This window comes from Pontibacter indicus (genome assembly GCF_900156345.1).
GTDB classification, from domain to species: domain Bacteria; phylum Bacteroidota; class Bacteroidia; order Cytophagales; family Hymenobacteraceae; genus Pontibacter; species Pontibacter indicus.
On sequence record NZ_FTPP01000002.1, the window covers coordinates 714,459 to 734,895 of the forward strand.

The window sequence follows — 20,437 nt, forward strand, 5'->3', positions numbered from 1 at the left end:
GAGCGGGCGATCGGGGTGGATTTTTAAAAGTTAGCAAACCATTCTTTTTTGATATTCACCTTTTCGACCAATTCAATTTCTACCCCTAGACCCAGTTCTTTTAGCTTTTCGGCAAATTCATTTCCATCGATTAAATCAATAGGAGGGGCTCCGTCCCTGTTCGCTTCCTTCTTTGCTTCTCTCGTGAAGGTTCCGGTTGTCAGAATTAGTCCTTTGTCCGCTCTTCCGATCATGGCTCCCCTGAAATCTCTAACTACACTCGAACCAACGCTTCCTTGATACCGCTTCGCCTGAAAGACAACATGGAATGACAGCACGCCTCCTAGACGGATAAGGCCCTGGCCGTCTATGCCTCCGTCGTTGGAACGCTGGGTGACTTCGACGTTCAAAAAACCAAGCTCACGAAGTAATCTTTGGCAGAGCCTTTCAAACTTGTCAGGGGAAATGCTTTTGACAGCATCTATTAATTCTTCCTGCCAGGAAAATTCAATTAACTCTTCGCTCGTATTCTCTAAATCAATAGAAGCAGGCCCTTGCTTGTTCTGGCGTTCTTCTTTATCCAGCTTAGTGACAAATTTCTTTACGTGACTTTTATCAACTGAAGGTGTCTCCTTTCCTTTACTGGTCAAAGCCCAGACTCCTCTCTTGGAGTTTTCCAGAAGCCCAAAACGTTTCAGGTAATTTCGCGCCCAAGCTAATCGGTAGGTTAATTTCGTAGTGCTTTCTCTGTGGATATCATTTATCTCTTCTTCCGTTAGCTTTAAGATCCCGATGACCTGTTCTTCAATTTCGTTTATGGAAGCTGAACCTCCTAGGCTTTTCAGCGCTTTCAGAGTAGGATTAAACAAATCATCATACTTGTACTTGAAGGTTTCGCTCATGTAACGTGGCTGGAGAGTTTAGCTGAAGTAAAATATTTGAAGAACAATATATGACAAATAATTGAAAACGACTTTCACCCGCTGTTTCAGACCAATTAAATCCACCCAACCAGCACAAATAAAAAACGGGGACTAAGAAGTCCCCGTCAGATACCCGCCAGACCAGGAAGTCCGGAAGAGCATTGTATTTTGTCGTGCTACTTGATACGTGTGTCGTGATACGCAGGAAAACCTACACCAGCTCGTGCTTCACCAGGTACTCGGCAATCTGCACAGCATTGGTAGCAGCGCCTTTGCGCAGGTTATCGGCTACGATCCACATATTCAGCGTGCGTGGCTGGGTTTCGTCCAAACGTACACGGCCTACGAGCACCTCGTCTTTACCATGGGCGTCTTTTGGCATCGGATACTGCAGGTTCTTCACGTCGTCTACCACTTTCACACCTTCGGTTTCACCCAAGATGCGGTATACCTCGTCCAGTGTAAAGTCTTTCTCAAACTCCACGTTCACCGACTCGGAGTGGCCACCCATGACAGGTATGCGCACCGCTGTGGCGGTTACCCGGATGGAGTCGTCGCCCATGATCTTCTTGGTTTCGAGGATCATTTTCATCTCCTCTTTGGTATAGCCGTTGTCCTGGAACACGTCAATGTGCGGGAGCACGTTCAGGTCGATGGTATAGGGGTAGGCTTTCTCGCCTTCCTTGCCGGCACGCTCGTTCATCAGCTGCTCCACCGCCTTCACGCCCGTGCCCGTCACTGACTGGTAGGTACTCACCACAATGCGCTTAGCCTTCAGCTCCTCGTGAAGCTTGTTCAGGGCCACCACCATCTGGATAGTCGAGCAGTTCGGGTTGGCAATGATCTTGTCTTCTTTCGTCAGCTCTTTGGCATTAATCTCCGGCACTACCAGCTTCTTGGTCGGGTCCATGCGCCAAGCCGAGGAGTTATCCACCACCACGGTGCCTACTTCGGCAAACTTCGGGGCCCATTCGGTAGAGGTGCTGCCGCCGGCAGAAAAAATGGCTATGTGCGGGGCAGCCGCAATTGCGTCCTGCATCCCGATCACCTTTATCTGTTTACCCTTAAACGCCATCTGTTTACCAACAGACCTCTCAGAAGCAACCAACAACAGTTCCGTTACCGGGAAGTCGCGCTCCGCCAGTACTTTCAAAATCTCGCCGCCCACCAATCCGGTGGCGCCTACTACTGCTACTTTCATTGTTTAGGGTATATTATTTATTGAGTGATTGAGTGATTGAGTGAATTGCTGGATTGTTAAATAGTTGATGGTTAAATTGTTGATTGTTAATTATCAGAATCAGGATTTACAGAATTTTCAATATTGACTGTCTTTTTATAATAATCCTGAAAATCTTAAAATCCTGTGAATCCTGATTCAGACAGATTATGCCTGTGCACGGTTCAGACAGGTCGCGACCTGTCCCTAAGAAGCACACAGCCCTTAATCTTTTCAACTCCTCAACTTCCTCTAACTAACTCTCTTAGCTCGCGTAAAAGTTCTAAATTTTACAAAAGCGGCCGGTTTACTGTCCTCATAAGGTCCTCAGATACCTGTGCGGTTCTTATTTTTCTGTGGGTTCGTGCCCCGCCTTTTCCCTTTTGCGGCTGCGAAGTTCGTAAGTTTTCACCGAAACATCTGCGCATGAAACAAACTTTACGCCAAGCTATACAAGATTCTAAAATCGTTACCTATCATACTCGCCTCCAGCATGCTTTCAGAATAGCGACGTGGGTGCGGGGGCTCGCAATGGGTATAAACTACTTTATTTCTGATCTCCTCAGAGCCGGTTTCACGCAAAAGGTGCTGGCCACAGGGGTGCTGCTATTGCTGCCATACCTGGCGGCAGCCCAACTTCAGGAGGACTTCTCTGACGGAAACTTCACCCAGAACCCCGCCTGGACAGGTGATGTGAGCGGCTTTATGGTAAATCCTCAAAACCAGTTGCAAAGCAACGGGCCGGCAGTGACGGGCACCATCCTATACCTGTCCACGCCCTCGCAGGCGGCGGTGGGAACGGTCTGGGAGTTCTGGGCCAACCTTCGCCTGGCGACCTCATCGAGCAACTATGCCGATGTATTTCTCATAGCAGACAAAGCAGATTTGAAGGCCGCGGATGTGAACGGCTATTTTGTGCGCATCGGAAACACAGCCGACGAAGTGAGCCTGTTCCGCAAAGACGCCGGACGCACGCCTGTCATGATCATCAACGGGCAGGACAAAACCGTGGCAACTTCCAACAATATTGTGCGGGTGCGCGTGACGCGAAGCCTCGACTATACCTGGCAACTCGAGATCGACGTGACCGGAACGGGGGAGAGCTATGTGAGCCAAGGTACGGTAGCAGATGCCACGCACATGCGCTCCGCCTGGTTTGGCGTGCTGGTCAGGTATAGCTCGGCCAATAGTCAGCGCTTTTATTTTGATGATTTCCGGATAAGAGACACCAGTCCGCCGGTGCTGGAGAGCGCCCAGCCGTTGAGCCCCTATACCTTGGAGCTGCGATTTAACGAGTCGCTTGACCAGGAACGAGCCCAAAATACCAATAGCTATACCTTGAACGGCAACATAAAACCGTCTTCAGCAGAGCTCACCGGAAGCGGCACAGTGCTGCTCTCGTTTGCCCAATCGCTGCGGAACGGCGCCAATACGATTGCGGCGGCAGGTATAGCCGACCTGTATGACAATATCCTGCCAAACCCGGTTGAACTGACTTTCCAGTATGCGCTGCCGCCTGTACTGCCCGGGTACAACGAGCTCCTTATCACCGAGATCATGTCCCGCGAAACACCAGCCGTAGGGCTGCCAGCAGTGGAGTACATCGAGCTACACAACCCGACTGAAAAGGTGCTCACGCTGCAAGGTATACGGTTTTCTGATGGCACTTCTACCACGACGCTGCCCAATGTGCTCTTGCAGCCCGGCGAGTATGCCGTGGTGGTTCCCAACACACAGGTAGCCAATTTTACCGACTATGGCCGCGTGATCGGCATCAGCAACTTCCCGAGCCTCAACAACACGGGCGAATTGCTGCAGCTGCGCCAGCCCAATGGCCGCCTGATCTACGCCGTGCATTACAACGACACCTGGTACCGCGACGTGGCCAAGCGCAACGGCGGCTGGAGCCTCGAGATGATCGACGTGACCAACCCCTGCGCCGGAGCCGATAACTGGATTGCCTCTGCAGACCCACGCGGCGGTACGCCTGCCCAGCCGAATTCCGTAGCCGCCTCTATACCTGACAACACCCCGCCTGCCTTGGGCAGCGTGACAGCCTTGTCGCCCGATCGGTTGCTTCTCCGGTTTAACGAGCGGTTGGATAGTGCGCAGGTAGCAGATGCGGGCCGCTATACCTTGAGTCCGGCAGGCATCGATATAGCCAGTGTGCAGGTGGTCTCGCCGCTGTTTGATGAGGTGGTGCTATACCTGAATAGTCCGCTGCAGGAGCGACAGCGCTATACCTTAACGGCCACCGGCATCCGCGATTGCGCCGGCAACCTGAGTTCGCAACCGCTCACGGCCACTTTTGCTTTGCCTTCTGCTCCGGAGCCCGGCGATGTGGTGATCAACGAGGTGCTCTTCAACCCCAGGCCCGGCGGCGTGGACTTTGTGGAGCTGGTGAACCGCAGCGACAAATACATCAACTTGCAAAACTGGCAACTGGCCAACACGAGCAACGACAGCATCGCCAACCGGCGCGCGATCACTACAACTCCCTATGTACTGGAGCCCGGTCAATACGTGGTGCTCACCACCAACCCCGAGAACATCAAAAATAACTACCCGGCGGCCCACGAAGCGACGTTTCTGCGGATGGCCTCGCTGCCTTCTTACCCCGATGCGGCCGGATCCGTTATCGTGTTGCAGCCGGATGGCCGCCTTGCCGACCGATTTGACTACAACGAGCGCATGCACTTCAGCCTGATTGATGACCGCAACGGTATTTCGCTGGAACGGGTGAGGCTGGAAGGGCCTACCACGGCAGACAATTTTCATTCAGCGGCTACCTCACTTGGGGCCACGCCCGGCTACCTCAATTCGCAGTCGCAGTCAGGTATAGCCGTGCAGAATATATTCACCATCGAACCCAAGGTATTCTCGCCAGACGGCGACGGCTATGAGGATTTTACCACCATTAACTACAGTGCCGACCAAAGCGGACTTGTTGCCAACATTACCGTGTTTGACGCGCAGGGACGTGAAGTGCGCAAACTGGTGCGTAACGAGTTGCTGGCCACCGACGGCTTCTTCCGCTGGGACGGTACCCGGCAGGATGGCTCCAAAGCCGCCATCGGCTATTACCTCTTTTATATCGAACTCTTCGACCTGGACGGGCAGAAGCGCGTGCAAAAGGAGCGGGTTGTCATAGGAGGGCAGTTATAGTGCGTGGCTAATATTTTTAGAAACCGGCTAAAAATGTTAGTAACTTTTGTGGATAACCTATGTTATTAACATTCGGGTTGGAGCTCCATCTTTAATTATAAGTCCCACTATGCCTCCATTATCGTGCTGACCTACAGGTGGCTATGCCTAACTGAAATATACCTCTGTCCCTCCGCTTAAACTACAGCAACAATCGCTTAACTTGCGCGGCTTTTTAAAATCAGCAGCAGGAGCTTAAGGGGTGGAAGAAATTATATACCTGTGTTTTTTCGCCTTTCTGGCGGGATTCATTGATTCGGTGGTAGGAGGGGGAGGCTTGATCCAGTTGCCGGCCTTGATGATATTTTTGCCCGGCGTGCCCTTGCCGACGTTGTTTGGTACGGGCAAGGTTGCAGGTATAGCCGGCACTACTGCGGCCATGGTACGCTACGTCCGGACCGTAAAGATCAACTACCTGGCCATACTGCCGGCAGCCGCGGCGGCTTTTGTCTTTTCCTTCATGGGAGCGAGAGCCCTGAGTCACCTGGATGCCAACCTGCTCAAGCCGCTCATTCTGTTGCTGCTCATCCTGGTGGCCATCTATACCTTCATCAAGAAGGACTTCGGCTCGCTGCACGCCCCCAAGCTCACAGACGCAAAGGAGAAGGTATACGGGGTCCTGATTGGTGCGGCTATCGGTTTCTACGACGGCTTCTTTGGCCCCGGTACGGGCAGCTTCCTCATCTTCATTTTCATTGGTCTGTTCGGCTTCAACTTCCTGGCGGCCTCTGCGGCGGCGAAGGTGGTGAACGTGGCCACGAACCTGTCGGCGCTGCTCTACTTTATCTGGAAAGGCCATGTGCTCTACGAAGTGGCTATTCCTATGGCGATCTGCAGCATCATCGGTTCGCAACTGGGCACTCGCACCGCTCTCAAACGCGGCACCGGCTTTGTGCGGGCGCTGTTTTTGGTGGTGGTGAGTGGCATCATCCTTAAACTGGCCTATGATACCTACGGCGTGGGCGGAGAAGACTTTGCCCGCCTGAGCACTGCTGTATTGGAGTGGGTGGGGAAAAAAGGGTAGTTACTCCCGCTGCATGTTGCCGGCCGACCAGTAGAGCTGAGCCTTGGTTTTGGCGTACTTGCTGCGCAAATCATACAGCTTAATCCGCGACTCCAGCAGCTTCTGCTCGCGGGCGTTGATCAGAAAGAGGGAACTTTCCCCGCTCTGGAATTTGACGACCTCACCCTCTTGCAGGATGCGGGCGTTGGCTACCATCTGCTCCTGTAAGGCAAGCTGTTCTTCCAGCGCCAGCCATTCGTTGTATACCGTCTGTACCGCATTTTCGATGGCCCGTAAGGCAAACGATTGCTGAAAATCCACTTCCTGCTGTTTGATTTTGGTGAGTTGCAGCTTGCCCCGTTCCTGCCTCAAAAATAGCGGCTGGCTGAAGCTGATGCCCACTTTGTAGTTGTTGCGCATGTAAGGAGCCCGAAACGCCTCACCGTTCATAAAAAAGTCGCTTTGCAGCAGGTTGTATTCCACGTTCAGCTTCGGCTTGAGTTTGTCGGCGGCAAAACGGCGCTCCACTTCCAGTTGCTGTCCTTTCAGGTCGAGCTTCACAATGTCGGGGTGGTTGACTTTGGCCAAGGCTACCAACTCCTGCAAGTCTTCGGGGCTGAGCGGGTCCCGCTCGGTGCCTTCTGCTGAGGGGATGGCGTTAGCGGCAAGGCCGAGTGGCTTGTTGCCCTCGTCCCACAAATGCATCTCTACCCGCAGCTTGCTGTTGTTGTACTCCTGCAGGGCGGCACTAAGCAAGACGCGGCGGTTAAGGGCCTCGGTGCGGGCCTCCACGGTGTCGATAGCGGCCAGGTCGCCTTGGCGGGCTCGTTCGTTCACGGCCCGGGTGCGCACTTCGGCCAGCTCCAGCGCCTCCCGGTATACCTGCACTTCATGGTAATAATAAAGCCAGTCCCAATAGTCCTTGGCCACATCCAGCAGCAGTTTGTTCACCAGCTTGAGTCGGTCGGCTTCGGCCATTTGCGGTAGCAACTGCGCCTGTCGCACCATGGTGCGGCGTTCGTCCATGAACAGCCCCTGTCCCAGCGGCACGGCTATACCTGCGTAGCTCAGTCCGTTGGAGGGGGTGTACTTCTCAGGATTCAGGTAAGGGCCGCTGTTGCGCTCATAACCTGCCAGCAACTCCGGCCCAAACCACAGCGGCACGCGCAGGCTGTTGTTCCAGTAGGTATAGTACTCCTTGTCAGAAAACTGCTTTTCGCCATACTTGCTGTCGATAACCGGGTCGAAGCCGCCGCGGGCCATGCGCAGTTCCTGGTCGGCCTGCCGCGCCAGCAGTGCCGCCTGTGCCGCCAGCGGATGATGCGCCAGCACCTGCTCGTAGAGCGCGTGCATGGTGAGCACCTGCACTGAGTCCGTCTTTTGGGCCACACCCGGTCGGGCTATACCTGTCAGGCAAAGCAGCAACAGCGAAAAGACAAAAAAGCGATACTCCTTCATGTGCTTATTTCTCTTCTTTGGATTGGTCTTTGGCTCCGTCTACAGGAAGCGTGCCCGTGTAGTCTGGCGGGAAGCCGTTGAGCTGGCGCCACAGTTCGTACCAGATCGGCACGCTGCGCAGCATGGCCCAGCCCTGTACGCCGGAGCCGATCCGGATGGCTTCGGGCCATTTCTCCTGCTCCGGGTCCTGCACCACCAGCATGCGGTACAGACCGTTGGTCGCGGTGTTGTCGATCACGGCCACTTTGCCGCCGAAGGTACCAAAGCCCACATTGGGCCAGCCCGAGAACACGAGCGCCGGCCAGCCGTCGAACTGCAGGCGCACCGGAGCACCACGGTAGAGGAGTGGCAGGTCCATAGGCTGCACGTAGAGCTCCACAGCCAGCTGCGGATTGTCGGGCATGATGGTAGCGATGGCTTCGCCTTCTTTGATGGTTTCGCCTATACCTGCGCGGAGCGTCCGCACGAGGTAGCCCGTTTGCGGTGCCACCACTTGGTAAAAGCCGCTACGCACCAGCGTACTGCTGTACTCGCTCCGCAGTTTCGACACGTCGCCAATCGTGCTGTAGAGGTAAGCCTGGTTTGCGTTCAGGTCCGACTCGGCTTTGGCCAGTTTGTCAGCATACTCGGCCTGGAGGGAGTTGAGCTCCGTATAGGCGTTCTGCAATTCGGCACGGGCACTGCCCAGCTTGTTTTCGTTGGCCACCAGTTTGGCTTCGGCTTCCTGCAGTTTCAGGCGGCGCGCCTCCAGCTCGGTCAGCGACTTGAGTCCCTGCTCGTACAGTGCCTCCTGCCGGGCGTACTGGTTACGGGCGATCTCTACTTCTACGCGCTGCGCTGCCAGATCTGCACTGTCGCTTTGTACTTTAAGCCTGGTCTGGGCAACTTTGTTGCGTCCTTTTTGCAGACTAAACTGCAGCCCCTCGCGCAAGGCCCGTATCTGCTCCTGCAACGCATCAGTTTTGGCTTTGGTGGCCGTAGCAGCTCCTTCCTTTGCCTGTACCTGCTCGTCCAGACGATCCAGCAGCTCCGGGTCGAAGAACTTTTCTTTCACTTCCGACAAACTCACAATCGTGTCGCCTTTCTGCACCAGCTGGCCCTCCTGCACATGCCAGCGCTCGATGCGGCCGGCTATGGTGCTTTGCACCGTTTGAGGGCGGTCCTCAGGGTTAAGGGCAGTCAGCGCGCCGCGAGACGAGATATTCTGTGTCCAGGGCAAAAACAGCATCAGGATCAGGAGCAGCACGATGCCCACAATCCAGATGGCCAATGTGCGTCCGAGCTTAGGAGTTTGCACCATTTCCATTGCTTCCATGGTCGAGTGCTCCTGCGTTGGGATATAAGGATCTTTCTCTTTCATGGTCATACAGTGAGGGTGGCCAGTTGCTGATAAGGGGTACTGTGGCGGATCTCCTCAAAATGGCCGCTTGCCACGAGCTGTCCGTCTTTCAGGAGCATAGTGCGGTCGCAGATGGCCATCACTTCCGGGTCGTTGGAAATGATGAGGAGCGTCCAGCTGAACTCCGGCGATGAGAGCATCTGAATGAGGCGCAGTTTCTCTTGCTTTTCCATACCTCCCCAGAAATCGTCGAGGAGCAGCATTTTGGGGCGCCGCACCAGGCAGCGGGCCATGATGATCTTGCGCGCCACACTGGCTGGCAACCGGATGCTGCCACCGGTCAGCTCGGTCTGCAGGCCATCCGGCAGCTCGTGTATAAAGTCAGTGAGGCCCACGTTGTCCGTCGCCCAGATCACGTCCTCAACCGGCACATTTGGTATACCTAGCGTAATGTTTTCCAGGATGGTGCCGTCAAAAACCTGCTCTTTGGAGGTGTTGTCGCCAATGAGCCGGCGTAGGTTGTTCTTGTTGAGGTCGCGCATCGAGAGGTGGTTGTAGGCGATGCTGCCTTCATAGTTCTCGTACAGGCCCAGCAGCAGCTGGCTGAGTGTGGACTTGCCGGATCGGTTGAAGCCTGCGATGCACACCCGCTCCGAGGCCTGCACATCAAACGAAATGCCGTCGATGGCAAACTCCTCCAGGTTCGGGTACTGATAGCGCAGACTCCTTACCTGTATCGACAGGCCCTGGCCAGTGTCAGGCACCGGCATGCCGCGCTCTTCCTCCAGTGGCATGTCGGTTACCTGCCCGAGTTTGTCAAGGCTGGTGAGCAGGTCATAAATGGTGTCGAGCTTGATGATGATTTTCTCTACCGCCGTCATGATGAGGATGATGACGATCTCGGAGGCCACAAACTGCCCGATGTTGATCTCACGCTGAATCACCAGCACAGCGCCCAGTACGAGCAGACCGCCCGTGATCACGGTCTTGAACCCCACAAAGCTAAAGTACTGCGTCATCAGCACCCGGAAGTGCTGCTTGCGTGCCTTCAGGTAGCTGGTGACAAAGCCATTGGTTTTTTGCGACGGCAGTTCAGACTGGCCACCCAGCTTAAAGGCGTTCATGGAGCGGGCCATCTCCTGTAACCAGGCCAGCAGTTTGTATTTGTACTTCGACTCGGTGATGCTGGTGTCGATGCCGCGGGAGCTTGTCAGGTATAGGATGCCGATGAGCACGATCACCAGGATCATGCCGAACACAATAAAGTAAGGGTGGTAGAACGAGAGCAGAATAAGCCCGAAAATGATCTGAATGGCCGAGGTGGTAAAGTCAGTGAGCAGCTTGGCCATCGACTTCTGCAGCACCACGGTGTCGGAGAAGCGGTTCATGAGTTCGGGCGGGTAGTAGCGGTGGAGCGCTTCGGACTGCAGACGTGGCACCCGGTAGGCGAAGTCGAAGGCCGTGCGCGCGAAGATACGCTGCTGGATGTACTCCACCAGCCAGAGCTGCATGATCTGCATGCCGCCCACAATGAGTAGGCCCAGCACGATGAGGGTGATCAGCACCACCACCGATACCGTGATCTGTCCGCTGGAAACAAACGCGATGATGCTCTGGATGCCCAGCGGCAGCGAAAGGCTGATCAGACCGGCCACGATCGCATAAATGTACAGGTATACGATCTCACGTTTCTCGGCAGCAAGGAGCTGCCAGAAGCGCTGCATAGGGGTGAACTGGGGTTTGTGTTTATATGCTTTATTCATGTATTCACTATCATATCTGGTCAACTGTCACCAATGCCAGATGTTTAAAAAATCGCCCCTTTCTACAGGAGTCAGCTGCGAAGCATTGCACTCGGTATAACTAGTCAGATGCTTTGGCCAAAATCAACTACGGATGTGCTGACCCAATCATTGCGCTGATAGGAGCGGCTGAGAAAATTTCGGGTTGATGCAGCGCGTCAATTTCAGTAGACTTTTGCGCAACTGTCTACCTGAATGTGCTGCTTTAACCTTGTTTTGACACGTATTACGTGATTTAAGCCTCTTCATCCGGATTATTTTTCTCTTAGCTGGTTTTTAGATCTTAGGTTGCAACTTTAACTGTGTAATGCGATTGTTTTGCTAACCTATACCTCTTTCACTGCATTCTACCCGATACTTGCTCCGGCAAAGTTATAAGAACCACTTTGTTTAATAGCTTTACTATTGAAAAAGTTTATTTCCCTTTTGATTTTTATTCGATTGCAAGATGAAAGTTTTGAAATAGGCGTGTAAGCAGGTATAAATTGCAGTCCATTGTCTAACACTGTAACCTCCGCATCACGACAACCATTAACGAAATTGCTTCGGATGTATACCGCATCGGGTTGTATGCGCCGGACTACAACACGCAGTTCAATCATTTCCTGATCAAGGACGATGTGCTCACGCTCTGCCATACCGGTATGCGCATGATGTTTCCGATGCTGATGATGTTTACGATGCTAAAGGAAGCGGTCTCGAGTCTGATTGAACTGAAAGAACTTCGCTGGGTAGGTTTCAGTCATTTTGAGGTAGACGAATGCGGCTCGCTGAACGACTGGCTGGGAGTGGCGCCACATGCATAAGCCGTCTGTAGCGAGATCGGGGCGATGGTGAACATAGGCGAATGTGCGAAAGCCCTGCAGGAATTGGACGGGATTATGTGGAAGGAACTGAGGCCAAGTCAGCAATTGCATCAATAGGGATGGGTTATACCTAACGCGAATCAGAAAAAGAAGCTATACCTTTGCAATTCGCTGCGGCCTTACGTAATGGTCAGTAGCCAATTGAGTAAACCGACAACATGAAGTTCGAAGACTACCGCATATCCGACGAAATCAAGAAGAGCCTGGAAAAGCTGGGTTTCCGCAAGCCAACCGACATCCAGTACAAAGCCATACTGCCCATCATGAAGGGGGAGGACGTGCTGGCTATTGCCCAGACGGGCACCGGCAAGACCGCCGCCTTCGCTATACCTGTGCTGGACAAGCTGCAGTACCAGATCAACCGCCGCCGCACCGACGGCATTAAGTGTGTGGTGATGGTGCCCACCCGCGAGCTGGCTTTGCAGATCACCGAAGTGTTTGAGCAGATCGGGCGCCATACGCGTGTGAAGACCTTCTGCGTGTTCGGAGGTGTGGAGCAGGGACCGCAGATCGCTAAGCTGGAGGCAGGTATAGACGTACTGGTAGCCACCCCAGGCCGCCTCTTCGACCTTGTGAGCCAAGGCCACATCCGCCTGGAGCGCGTTGAGACCCTCATTCTGGACGAAGCCGACCACATGCTCGACCTCGGCTTTATTCACGACATCCGGCAGCTGATCACCAAACTGCCCCGCAAGCGCCAGACGCTGTTCTTCTCGGCCACCATCAACGAAAAGATCAAGGAACTGGCCTATTCCCTCGTGAACAAACCGGTGCGTATTCAGATCTCGCCAAAAGACCCGGTATCGAAGAACGTGGACCACTCCGTGATGTATGTGGAGATGGACGAGAAGCGATTTTTCCTGGAGCGCGTGGTGAAAGAGAACCCAGACAAGAAGATACTGGCCTTTGTGCGTACGCAGGTACGTGCCGAGCGTGTGGTGGCGGCCATGGAGCGGGTGGATATTGTGGCGATGAGCATACACGGCGGCAAAGAGCAGAAAGACCGCTTGGAAGCTCTCAAGAAGTTTAAGAAGGGAGAAATTAAGCTCCTGATCGCAACAGACGTGAGTGCCCGCGGCATCGACATCCCGAACGTGGACTATGTGGTGAACTACGACCTGCCCGACCAGCCGGAAAACTACGTGCACCGCGTGGGCCGTACCGGTCGCGGCACCGCCAAAGGTATAGCTGTTTCATTCTGCAGCACGGAGGAAAAACCGATCCTGGACGAGATACAGACCTACCTCACCAAAGACATCAAAGTGCTGGAGCTCGACCCCGAAGACCGCGAAGCCACCATCGATTTCAGTCCGGAGGCCAAGTTCGACTGGAAAGCCCTGATGAAAGAGGCCGAGGAAACAGAGTCGAAAGTGAAAGCCGCTAAATCGAAAAAAGCCAAAGCCAAGGCCAAGAAGAAAAAGAAGTAGGAGTACAAAAGCTATAACAGAAGGCCCGTGTAGACATGATGTCTGCACGGGCCTTTTTGTTTTTCACTAAAAAGTGCTGCTTTCGAGTGCAATTCAGCCTTATATAAGTGCCTTGGTAAAGATTGTTTTGACGTTATATACGTATATATTACTGTAAATCAATTTGCAAACCTGCCGACAAACCCCGGCAAAAATCAAAGAAAGGAGCGTGAGATGAGACGACACAGAAGAAATTTCCTTTCAGGATTATTTTTTAATACTGGAAACTATAACCTGCCAAGCGTGGACGACAGCCTTGGCGTGAGCCGCAGTTTCTCAGACGGAATTAACGATGAGATGCTTCGGGAAGAAAGACTGGAGCGAGAACACAACAGGTCCACTAATCACAAGCACGACGAGCCAACTGACAGACCTGCCAATAACCCGCATGATGCTGCCGAAACGAAATCGTAAAGCTACCCTGTTAATAAGCTTTTCCCTCCATTTGGATTGAAAGGAAGCACCCAAGAACATTAATGTTTATTTTGCACAGAGCCGCCCATGGTAAATTGGGCGGCTCTGCCTTTTACTGCAAATTGTCAGCAGCTATACCTGACCTGCAGGAAGCCGTTTCGGTATAACTTGTTGTCAGTTGGGATCAGTTTGAGTTTGTGTTCCTCCGCCTCTTCAGAAAAGAGCGGTATGCCCTTGCCCAATATAATAGGTATATAGGTCAGGATAATTTCGTCTAGCAAGCCGGCATTGAGGAGGGTGGCGTTCAACTGCCCGCCGCCAATCAGCCAGATGTCCTTGCCGGGCTGTTCCTTTAACCGCTCTATGAAGTCGACCACGCCATCTCTTACAAACGTGACATGCACGGTGTCCTGCTGCGCTGAGCGGCTGAAGACATAATTCTTCAAGTCAGGGTAGGGGAAGGGCATGTCGAAGCCCAGCACTTGTTTGTAAGTAGTATGGCCCATCAGCGTAGTGTCGATGGTCTGCAGAAAAGCGCTGTAGCCAAAGTCCTCGTCTGGGATGTTGTACTTCTTGTCGTGCAACCAGTCTATGTTTCCGTCGGGCCGGGCGATATACCCATCGGTGCTGGCCGCAATGTATAGGATGATCTTTCTCATGGCGTTAGAGGTACGCAAAACCGGGGCTCAGGTATAGCAAGATGTTCAAATCAGAGCACGGCGCTCTTCACCCGGTGCTGCTCCCCCGCGCAGCCATTGTAGCCGATTGTCTGGTTTACGGGGCAGTAGCGCAGCATACCAGTCACAATAGGTATAACCCCAATGGCGGACAAGGCCTTTATATTATAGTATGCTCCTACACCGATAATGGCCAGACCTGCCAGTACCCGAATCTTTTGCTCAGTTATTCCAACGTTACACTCCATGCTGTTATCTTTTGATGCCTTTTACAGTCATACGAGGGACCTGCCAGAAGATGTTCTGAATTGCTGGTATTATAATTTGGACAATCGTACTATAAAGTATACCTTATAAGTGCAATGCGAACCACAAATAGAAATAGCGCCCTTTATACGGTACGGTATGTCTTGCCGGAGGCTGGTGCTTGGCTGTTGGCGCTGCTGCTACTGGCCGGGCTGGAACCTGCCGGTGAGCACCTATTCAGTCTGTGTCCGGTCAGTTGGGTTTGGCAGGGCGGATGCCCGGGCTGTGGTCTTGGGCATAGCATCGCTTACCTGTTTAGGGGAGAGTTGGCATCTTCCTGGCAGGCCCACCCGCTTGGCGTACCGGCCCTGCTGCTGTTAAGCTGGCGTGTGGTTACACTGTTAGCACACGCTCGTAAACTATACCTACACCATTCTAATTTATAAACTATGGCGAATGTCTTTAATTTAATGCCTGAGCTTGAGCCCGATGAGATGGCTTATGTACAAGGCTTGCTCAACTCGATGTCAGACTACGAGGCGCAGCAGTTTGCGTCTGTCTACAGAGCCCGCCGCCGGGAGCCGCTTCTTGTGCTCATAACAGCAGCCCTCGGTTTTTTTGGGGTGGCCGGTGTTCACCGCTTCGTGTTAGGGCACATAGGGATGGGCTTGCTATACATCTTCACGGCTGGCCTTTGTTTTATAGGTACGATCGTAGACATAATCAACTACAAGCGGCTGGCATTTGAGTATAACATTAAGGAAGCGCAGCGGGCTCATGCGGTCGTAATGGCTCAGTCGGGCGCTTATGGCAGCTCCGGAGACTACGGCGTTTAACTTTTGTTACGGGCGCAAGGCTCTCTGCCATAACAACCCACGTATAGGAGGTGAATATTTTTTGAGGGCCAATCCGGTTCAGGGCTTATCATGTCTTAGCCATTCTTCAATAAAATATATGTTTTGTTGAATGAAGTGGCCCTCAGTGCGTTGCAAACGTCGGTTTGTGCCTTCCGGTGCTCTCAGGGGGATATTAATGGGCAGAAAAAAATATTACGCAGAATCTTTGTTAAGGTTTTGTTAAATGTTTTTAATGCCTATATTTGGTGATAAAACTATTCTATTATCTAATCTATTTATCATCAACCCAACAAAACAAGTGTAGTTTATGAAGAAAGTATTACTACTTAACTTCTTGTTTTTGTTTGCGCTTTTGGGCCAAGTAGCGGCTCAAAGCAGGACAATAACAGGTAAAGTTACGGGGGCAGGGGACGGAGCACCTCTACCTGGGGTTTCCGTAGTTGTGAAGGGTACCACTACAGGTACTGCAACGAATGCGGACGGTTCATTCAGCGTAAACGTGCCAGCTAACGCGACCACTTTGGTGTTCCGTTACATTGGTTACGTGGCACAAGAAGTAGCGATTGGCGCAAATACTTCGATCAACGTAGCATTGGAATTGGACAGCAAGCAGCTGTCTGAGGTTGTAATCCAAGTGCCTTACGGTACGGTAGCAAAAACAGCCTTTACTGGTGCTGAGTCAACGATCACAACAAAGTCTATCGAAAGACAGCAGGTAACTTCAGTTACGAAAGTGCTGGAAGGCCTTGTAGCAGGTGTTCAGACTACCAACGGTGGTGGTGGCCCAGGCTCAAACGCTGATATCCGTGTTCGTGGTATTGGTTCAATCAACGCAAGCAGCTCACCACTGTATGTAGTAGACGGTATCCCTTACGACGGAACACTGCAGTCTATCTCTACGGATGACATCGCTACTGTGACTGTATTGAAAGATGCTGCTGCATCTGCCCTTTACGGTTCACGTGCTGCAAACGGTGTGGTAATGATCACTACAAAAAGAGGTAGCAAATCTAGAGCAGGCGTAAGTGTAAACCTTAGAAGAGGTATCTCTGAGCGTGCTATTAAAGAATACGAGCGTGTTACTCCACAGCAGTACTATGAGCTGAGCTGGGAAGCAATGCGTAACAACCGTCTTGCTGCCGGTCTTTCTCCTGAAGCTGCCAACAAGTTTGCTTCTGACAACATCGGTACTTCAAACGGCTTGGTATACAACCCATTCAACGTAGGCAGAACCGAGATCATCGACCCTGCAACAGGTAAACTGAACCCTAACGCAGCGCTTCTTTACCAAGACAGCTGGTCTGATGTATTGTTCCAGCAGGCTAACAGAACTGACCTGAACGTAAACGTTTCAGGTGCTGGTGATAAGAGCGACTATTATCTTTCTGTTGGTTATATCGACGAAGAAGGTATCGCTAAATTCTCTGGTTACGATCGTGTAAATGCTCGTGCTAGCATCAACACACAGGTTAACGACTGGTTGAAAACTGGTATTAACTTAACTGGTAACCTGTCTGAGAACCAGGGTAACTACGCTACTGGTACTGCTACATCTAACCCATTCTACTACTCTCGCAACATGGGTCCTATCTACCCAGTATGGCAGCGTGACGGTGAAGGCAGATTCATCCAAGACCCAATCCGAGGCGGCAATGCGCTTGACTGGGGTGGTGGCACGAATGCTCCTATGGGCATCAGACCTTATGCTCCAAACTCTAACCTGTTAGGTACACTGGCTCTCGACGAGAGATCCATGAGAAGAAGTGAGGCTACTGCTAACACTTACGCAGAAATTAAATTCCTTAAGGACTTTACTTTCAAGACAACTTTCGGTGGTAACTACTACAACGGTTTTGCTACAACTTACCAGAACTCTCAGTTCGGTGATGCTGCAGCTGACAAAGGTAGATCTACTAAAGCCGACACAAGAACACTTTCTTACACTTTCAACCAGGTATTAACTTGGAACAAGAAGTTCGGTGAGCATAGCATTACTGCATTGGCTGGTCACGAGAACTACTCATGGGAGTCTAGAAACGTTTCTTCTACTAAGACAGGCTTCCCTTTCCCAGGTACAACTGAGTTGGCTTCTGCTGCTAACATTACTGGTGGTACTTCTACTTTTAACGAGCACAGAATTGAAGGTTACTTCTCTCAGGTTAGCTATAGCTTGAAAGATAAGTACTTGGCATCTGCCAGCTTTAGACGTGACGGTACTTCGAGATTCTTCGAAGATGCTCGTTGGGGTAACTTCTACTCAATCGGTGCTGGCTGGAGAATTTCAGAAGAAGATTTCCTTTCAGCTGACTGGATCGATGAACTGAAGCTTAGAGGTAGCTACGGTGAGCAAGGTAACGAGATGACGACCAGCGTTTACCAGTGGCAGGGTCTTTACGGTTTGGGCTATAACAACGCGCTGAACCCAGGGGCTATTGCAGAAAACCTTGTTGCCAAAGACCTGCAATGGGAAACCAACGCAAACTTCAACATTGGTGCTGACTTCAGATTCTTCAACAAAGTTGATGGTACAGTTGAATACTTCCAGAGAACTTCTGACAACCTGTTGTTCCAGGTGCAGCTTCCTTACTCGTCTGCAGGTGACCTGAGACAGTGGGCGAACATTGGTACGATGACGAACAAAGGATGGGAAATTCAGTTAGGTTACAACGCGATTTCTACTTCTGATTTCGATTGGAGAATCGACTTCAACGCTACTACATTCAAGAATGAGATTACTAAACTTCCAAATGGTGATCCAATCGTTAGTGGTACGAAGAGATTGGCTGAAGGCAAAGACATCTATGCATTCTGGGCTCGTGAGTACATGGGTGTGGATCCGAAGAATGGTGATGCCCTTTACCGTGCAGATCCTAAGCTGTACAACCCTTCAAGTACGGCATACCAGATCATCGGTTCTGACACAGTAACAAACAACATCAACAACGGTGTATTTGGCTACCATGGTACTGCTATCCCTGATTTTACAGGCGGTCTGTCTAACTCGTTCAGATACAAAGCATTTGACTTGGCAGTGCTTGCTACATTCCAGATTGGTGGTACATTCTACGACTCTAACTACCTGACTTTGATGCACAGAGGTGCCTACGGTACACACATGCACAAAGACCTGTTGAACCGTTGGACTCCAGAGAACCCTAACACGGATGTGCCTAGACTGCAGAACGCAATTACTAACCAGGATGGTTATTCATCAAGATGGTTGTTTGATGCTTCTTACCTGAACATTAAGAACATTAACTTCGGTTATACTCTTCCTGCCTCTCTTATCTCTAAGGTAGGCGTGAGCAATGTAAGAGCTTTTGCTTCAGTTGAGAACGCACTGATTCTTACAAAGAACCCAGGTATGGACCCTCAGCGTACCTTCAACGGAACAGCTGACTTCACTTATCCTGTAATGCGTACTTACACGATTGGCTTAAACGCTAACTTTTAATTAGGATTATTAATTTTATGAAGAATATATTCAAAAAAGTTGCCCCATTAGCGCTAGCAGCGCTAATGCTGGTGGGCTGCGAAAAGGAATACCTGGAGACTAGTCCTAACTCAGAAGTTCCTAACGAACTGGTATTCGCTACTACAGACGGAGCCTTAGTAGGACTGAACGGTATCTACAGATTCATGTGGATGAGCGAAGACCATGACAAGTTCGGTCAGAAGGCCATCGACATCGCGATGGACTACATGGGCACGGACATGTTCACCCCTGTAAGAGGTTACGGCTGGTATGTGGCCGATTATAACTTGTCATCTATCACGTCGGCTACAGCTACTTCTAGATCTGGTTATGCCTGGAGACACTACTATCGCGTAATCTTCAACGCAAACAACCTAATTGCGAACATCGATAACGCAACTGGCCCTCAGGCAGATAAAGATTATATCAAGGGTAATGCGCTGACTATTAGAGCGTATGCTTACTTCTACCTGATTAACCTGTATCAGCACACCTACAAAGGTCATGAGAATGCTCCTGGTGTTCCGTTGTATACAGAGCCAAACGCTGCTGAAGGAAAAGGCAGAGGCACTGTGCAAGAGGTTTACACACAGATCCTTGCTGACCTTTCTGCTGCTGAAGCACTGCTAGATGGAAAAGCCAGAAAAGTAACTCCTTCACATATCAATGTTAACGTTACCAGAGGCTTACACGCTCGCGTAGCATTGCAAATGGAAGACTATGCAACTGCAGCTGTAAAAGCAAATGCAGCTCGTCAGGGTCGCACGCTTATGAATGCTACAACCTATGCAAATGGTTTCAGCGCGCATAACACTGAGTGGATGTGGGGTCTTCAGATTCCTAACGACCAGGCAACTATCTACGCCTCTTTCTACTCTCACATGGACAACACCGCAGCTGGCTATGCAGGTCTAGGAAGCACTAAATTGGTTGCTAGAGAAATCTATGACGCCATGAAAGATGGAGACGTTCGTAAAACATTGGTGCAGGCTCCACTTGCTAACCCAACTGCAAATGATTACGAGAACTATACTTCCTTCAAGTTCCGTAAGCCACTTACAAGTTCTTGGCAAGGTGACTATGTGCTGATGAGAGCTGCTGAGATGTACCTGATCGAAGCTGAAGCACTTGCAAGACTTGGCAGAGATGCAGAAGCTGTAACTGTACTGGAAGCTCTTGTTAAAACAAGACAAGCAAATTATGCTGCTCCAGCTACTGCAGGTCAGGATCTGATTAACGAAATCCTGATGCAGAGAAGAATCGAGCTTTGGGGCGAAGGCTTCCAACTGCTTGATATGAAGCGCCTAAACAGAGACTTGAACAGAACAGCTGGTGATCCGAAAGAAGGTTATCACAATGCTGGTCTTGCCATTGTACTGAATCGTTCAATTAAGGACAATGCATTCTTGTGGAGAATCCCACAAACAGAGATCGATTCTAACGATAAGATGTCTGCATCTGACCAGAACCCATAATAAGTACTAAGCTACTTACTATAGCAAACCGCCC

Annotated in this window: 16 protein-coding genes; 9 read left to right on the forward strand and 7 right to left on the reverse strand. The window is 51.4% G+C overall.

Annotated elements, in window-relative coordinates; genetic code table 11:
* Positions 1-23: 23 nt before the first annotated feature.
* Positions 24-881 (reverse strand): restriction endonuclease, encoded by an 858-nt coding sequence (locus tag B0B12_RS11870; protein ID WP_076669141.1) that lies wholly within the window; start codon positions 879-881, stop codon positions 24-26.
* Between the two features lie 232 nt (positions 882-1,113).
* Positions 1,114-2,103 carry an aspartate-semialdehyde dehydrogenase gene (locus B0B12_RS11875; RefSeq protein ID WP_076669143.1) on the reverse strand — a complete coding sequence of 330 codons (990 nt, stop codon included), beginning with the start codon at positions 2,101-2,103 and terminating at the stop codon, positions 1,114-1,116.
* A 444-nt stretch (positions 2,104-2,547) separates the two neighbouring features.
* Here B0B12_RS11875 and B0B12_RS11880 point away from each other — a divergent pair, with 444 nt between their 5' ends.
* Together B0B12_RS11880 and B0B12_RS11885 are read left to right on the forward strand one after the other, a co-directional pair.
* Entirely contained in the window at positions 2,548-5,286 is a 2,739-nt protein-coding gene (locus B0B12_RS11880; protein ID WP_244554692.1) for a lamin tail domain-containing protein, read from the forward strand.
* A gap of 241 nt (positions 5,287-5,527) precedes the next feature.
* Entirely contained in the window at positions 5,528-6,349 is an 822-nt protein-coding gene (locus tag B0B12_RS11885) for a sulfite exporter TauE/SafE family protein (protein ID WP_076669145.1), read from the forward strand.
* Here the strand turns inward: B0B12_RS11885 and B0B12_RS11890 are convergent, their stop codons facing one another.
* From B0B12_RS11890 to B0B12_RS11900, 3 genes are read right to left on the reverse strand one after another with little or no spacing between them, the layout of a single operon-like run.
* Positions 6,350-7,786 (reverse strand): TolC family protein, encoded by a 1,437-nt coding sequence (locus tag B0B12_RS11890; protein WP_076669147.1) that lies wholly within the window; start codon positions 7,784-7,786, stop codon positions 6,350-6,352. It lies immediately after the preceding gene.
* A 4-nt stretch (positions 7,787-7,790) separates the two neighbouring features.
* A complete protein-coding gene (locus B0B12_RS11895) occupies positions 7,791-9,146 on the reverse strand; it encodes an HlyD family secretion protein (protein ID WP_076670314.1) in 1,356 nt (451 codons plus the stop codon).
* Positions 9,147-9,148: 2 nt separating this feature from the next.
* On the reverse strand, positions 9,149-10,888 hold the full coding sequence (locus B0B12_RS11900; protein ID WP_076670317.1) for a peptidase domain-containing ABC transporter: 1,740 nt from the start codon (positions 10,886-10,888) through the stop codon (positions 9,149-9,151).
* 605 nt (positions 10,889-11,493) lie between these two features.
* Here B0B12_RS11900 and B0B12_RS11905 point away from each other — a divergent pair.
* From B0B12_RS11905 to B0B12_RS20340, 3 genes are all read left to right on the forward strand, one after another.
* On the forward strand, positions 11,494-11,733 hold the full coding sequence (locus tag B0B12_RS11905; RefSeq protein WP_076669150.1) for an MBL fold metallo-hydrolase: 240 nt from the start codon (positions 11,494-11,496) through the stop codon (positions 11,731-11,733).
* A gap of 218 nt (positions 11,734-11,951) precedes the next feature.
* Entirely contained in the window at positions 11,952-13,220 is a 1,269-nt protein-coding gene (locus tag B0B12_RS11910; protein ID WP_076669152.1) for a DEAD/DEAH box helicase, read from the forward strand.
* A gap of 282 nt (positions 13,221-13,502) precedes the next feature.
* Positions 13,503-13,673, forward strand: a complete 171-nt coding sequence (locus B0B12_RS20340) for a hypothetical protein (protein WP_170871855.1) — start codon at positions 13,503-13,505, stop codon at positions 13,671-13,673.
* A 125-nt stretch (positions 13,674-13,798) separates the two neighbouring features.
* On the opposite strand, the gene B0B12_RS11920 is transcribed toward B0B12_RS20340, so the two are convergent.
* Together B0B12_RS11920 and B0B12_RS11925 are read right to left on the reverse strand one after the other, a co-directional pair.
* Positions 13,799-14,332 carry a dihydrofolate reductase family protein gene (locus B0B12_RS11920; RefSeq protein ID WP_076669156.1) on the reverse strand — a complete coding sequence of 178 codons (534 nt, stop codon included), beginning with the start codon at positions 14,330-14,332 and terminating at the stop codon, positions 13,799-13,801.
* Positions 14,333-14,382: 50 nt separating this feature from the next.
* The gene (locus tag B0B12_RS11925) at positions 14,383-14,598 is read right to left on the reverse strand and encodes a YgaP family membrane protein (protein ID WP_076669158.1); all 216 of its coding nucleotides are present in this window, start codon (positions 14,596-14,598) and stop codon (positions 14,383-14,385) included.
* A 114-nt stretch (positions 14,599-14,712) separates the two neighbouring features.
* Between B0B12_RS11925 and B0B12_RS11930 the strand changes: the two genes are divergently transcribed.
* From B0B12_RS11930 to B0B12_RS11945, 4 genes are all read left to right on the forward strand, one after another.
* Complete coding sequence (locus B0B12_RS11930; protein ID WP_076669160.1) at positions 14,713-15,042, forward strand: DUF2752 domain-containing protein; 330 nt, start codon at positions 14,713-14,715, stop codon at positions 15,040-15,042.
* Positions 15,043-15,045: 3 nt separating this feature from the next.
* Positions 15,046-15,432 (forward strand): TM2 domain-containing protein, encoded by a 387-nt coding sequence (locus B0B12_RS11935; RefSeq protein WP_076669162.1) that lies wholly within the window; start codon positions 15,046-15,048, stop codon positions 15,430-15,432.
* A 328-nt stretch (positions 15,433-15,760) separates the two neighbouring features.
* The gene (locus B0B12_RS11940; protein ID WP_076669164.1) at positions 15,761-18,907 is read left to right on the forward strand and encodes a SusC/RagA family TonB-linked outer membrane protein; all 3,147 of its coding nucleotides are present in this window, start codon (positions 15,761-15,763) and stop codon (positions 18,905-18,907) included.
* 17 nt (positions 18,908-18,924) lie between these two features.
* The gene (locus B0B12_RS11945; RefSeq protein WP_076669166.1) at positions 18,925-20,403 is read left to right on the forward strand and encodes a RagB/SusD family nutrient uptake outer membrane protein; all 1,479 of its coding nucleotides are present in this window, start codon (positions 18,925-18,927) and stop codon (positions 20,401-20,403) included.
* Positions 20,404-20,437: the final 34 nt, after the last annotated feature.

Bases quoted from the DNA above. Each gene is read 5' to 3' on its own strand.
- B0B12_RS11870 (WP_076669141.1), bottom strand. From the start codon at position 881: ATGAGCGAAACCTTCAAGTACAAGTATGATGATTTGTTTAATCCTACT.
- B0B12_RS11875 (WP_076669143.1), bottom strand. From the start codon at position 2,103: ATGAAAGTAGCAGTAGTAGGCGCCACCGGATTGGTGGGCGGCGAGATT.
- B0B12_RS11880 (WP_244554692.1), top strand. From the start codon at position 2,548: ATGAAACAAACTTTACGCCAAGCTATACAAGATTCTAAAATCGTTACC.
- B0B12_RS11890 (WP_076669147.1), bottom strand. From the start codon at position 7,786: ATGAAGGAGTATCGCTTTTTTGTCTTTTCGCTGTTGCTGCTTTGCCTG.
- B0B12_RS11895 (WP_076670314.1), bottom strand. From the start codon at position 9,146: ATGAAAGAGAAAGATCCTTATATCCCAACGCAGGAGCACTCGACCATG.
- B0B12_RS11900 (WP_076670317.1), bottom strand. From the start codon at position 10,888: ATGAATAAAGCATATAAACACAAACCCCAGTTCACCCCTATGCAGCGC.
- B0B12_RS11910 (WP_076669152.1), top strand. From the start codon at position 11,952: ATGAAGTTCGAAGACTACCGCATATCCGACGAAATCAAGAAGAGCCTG.
- B0B12_RS11920 (WP_076669156.1), bottom strand. From the start codon at position 14,332: ATGAGAAAGATCATCCTATACATTGCGGCCAGCACCGATGGGTATATC.
- B0B12_RS11925 (WP_076669158.1), bottom strand. From the start codon at position 14,598: ATGGAGTGTAACGTTGGAATAACTGAGCAAAAGATTCGGGTACTGGCA.
- B0B12_RS11930 (WP_076669160.1), top strand. From the start codon at position 14,713: ATGCGAACCACAAATAGAAATAGCGCCCTTTATACGGTACGGTATGTC.
- B0B12_RS11935 (WP_076669162.1), top strand. From the start codon at position 15,046: ATGGCGAATGTCTTTAATTTAATGCCTGAGCTTGAGCCCGATGAGATG.
- B0B12_RS11940 (WP_076669164.1), top strand. From the start codon at position 15,761: ATGAAGAAAGTATTACTACTTAACTTCTTGTTTTTGTTTGCGCTTTTG.
- B0B12_RS11945 (WP_076669166.1), top strand. From the start codon at position 18,925: ATGAAGAATATATTCAAAAAAGTTGCCCCATTAGCGCTAGCAGCGCTA.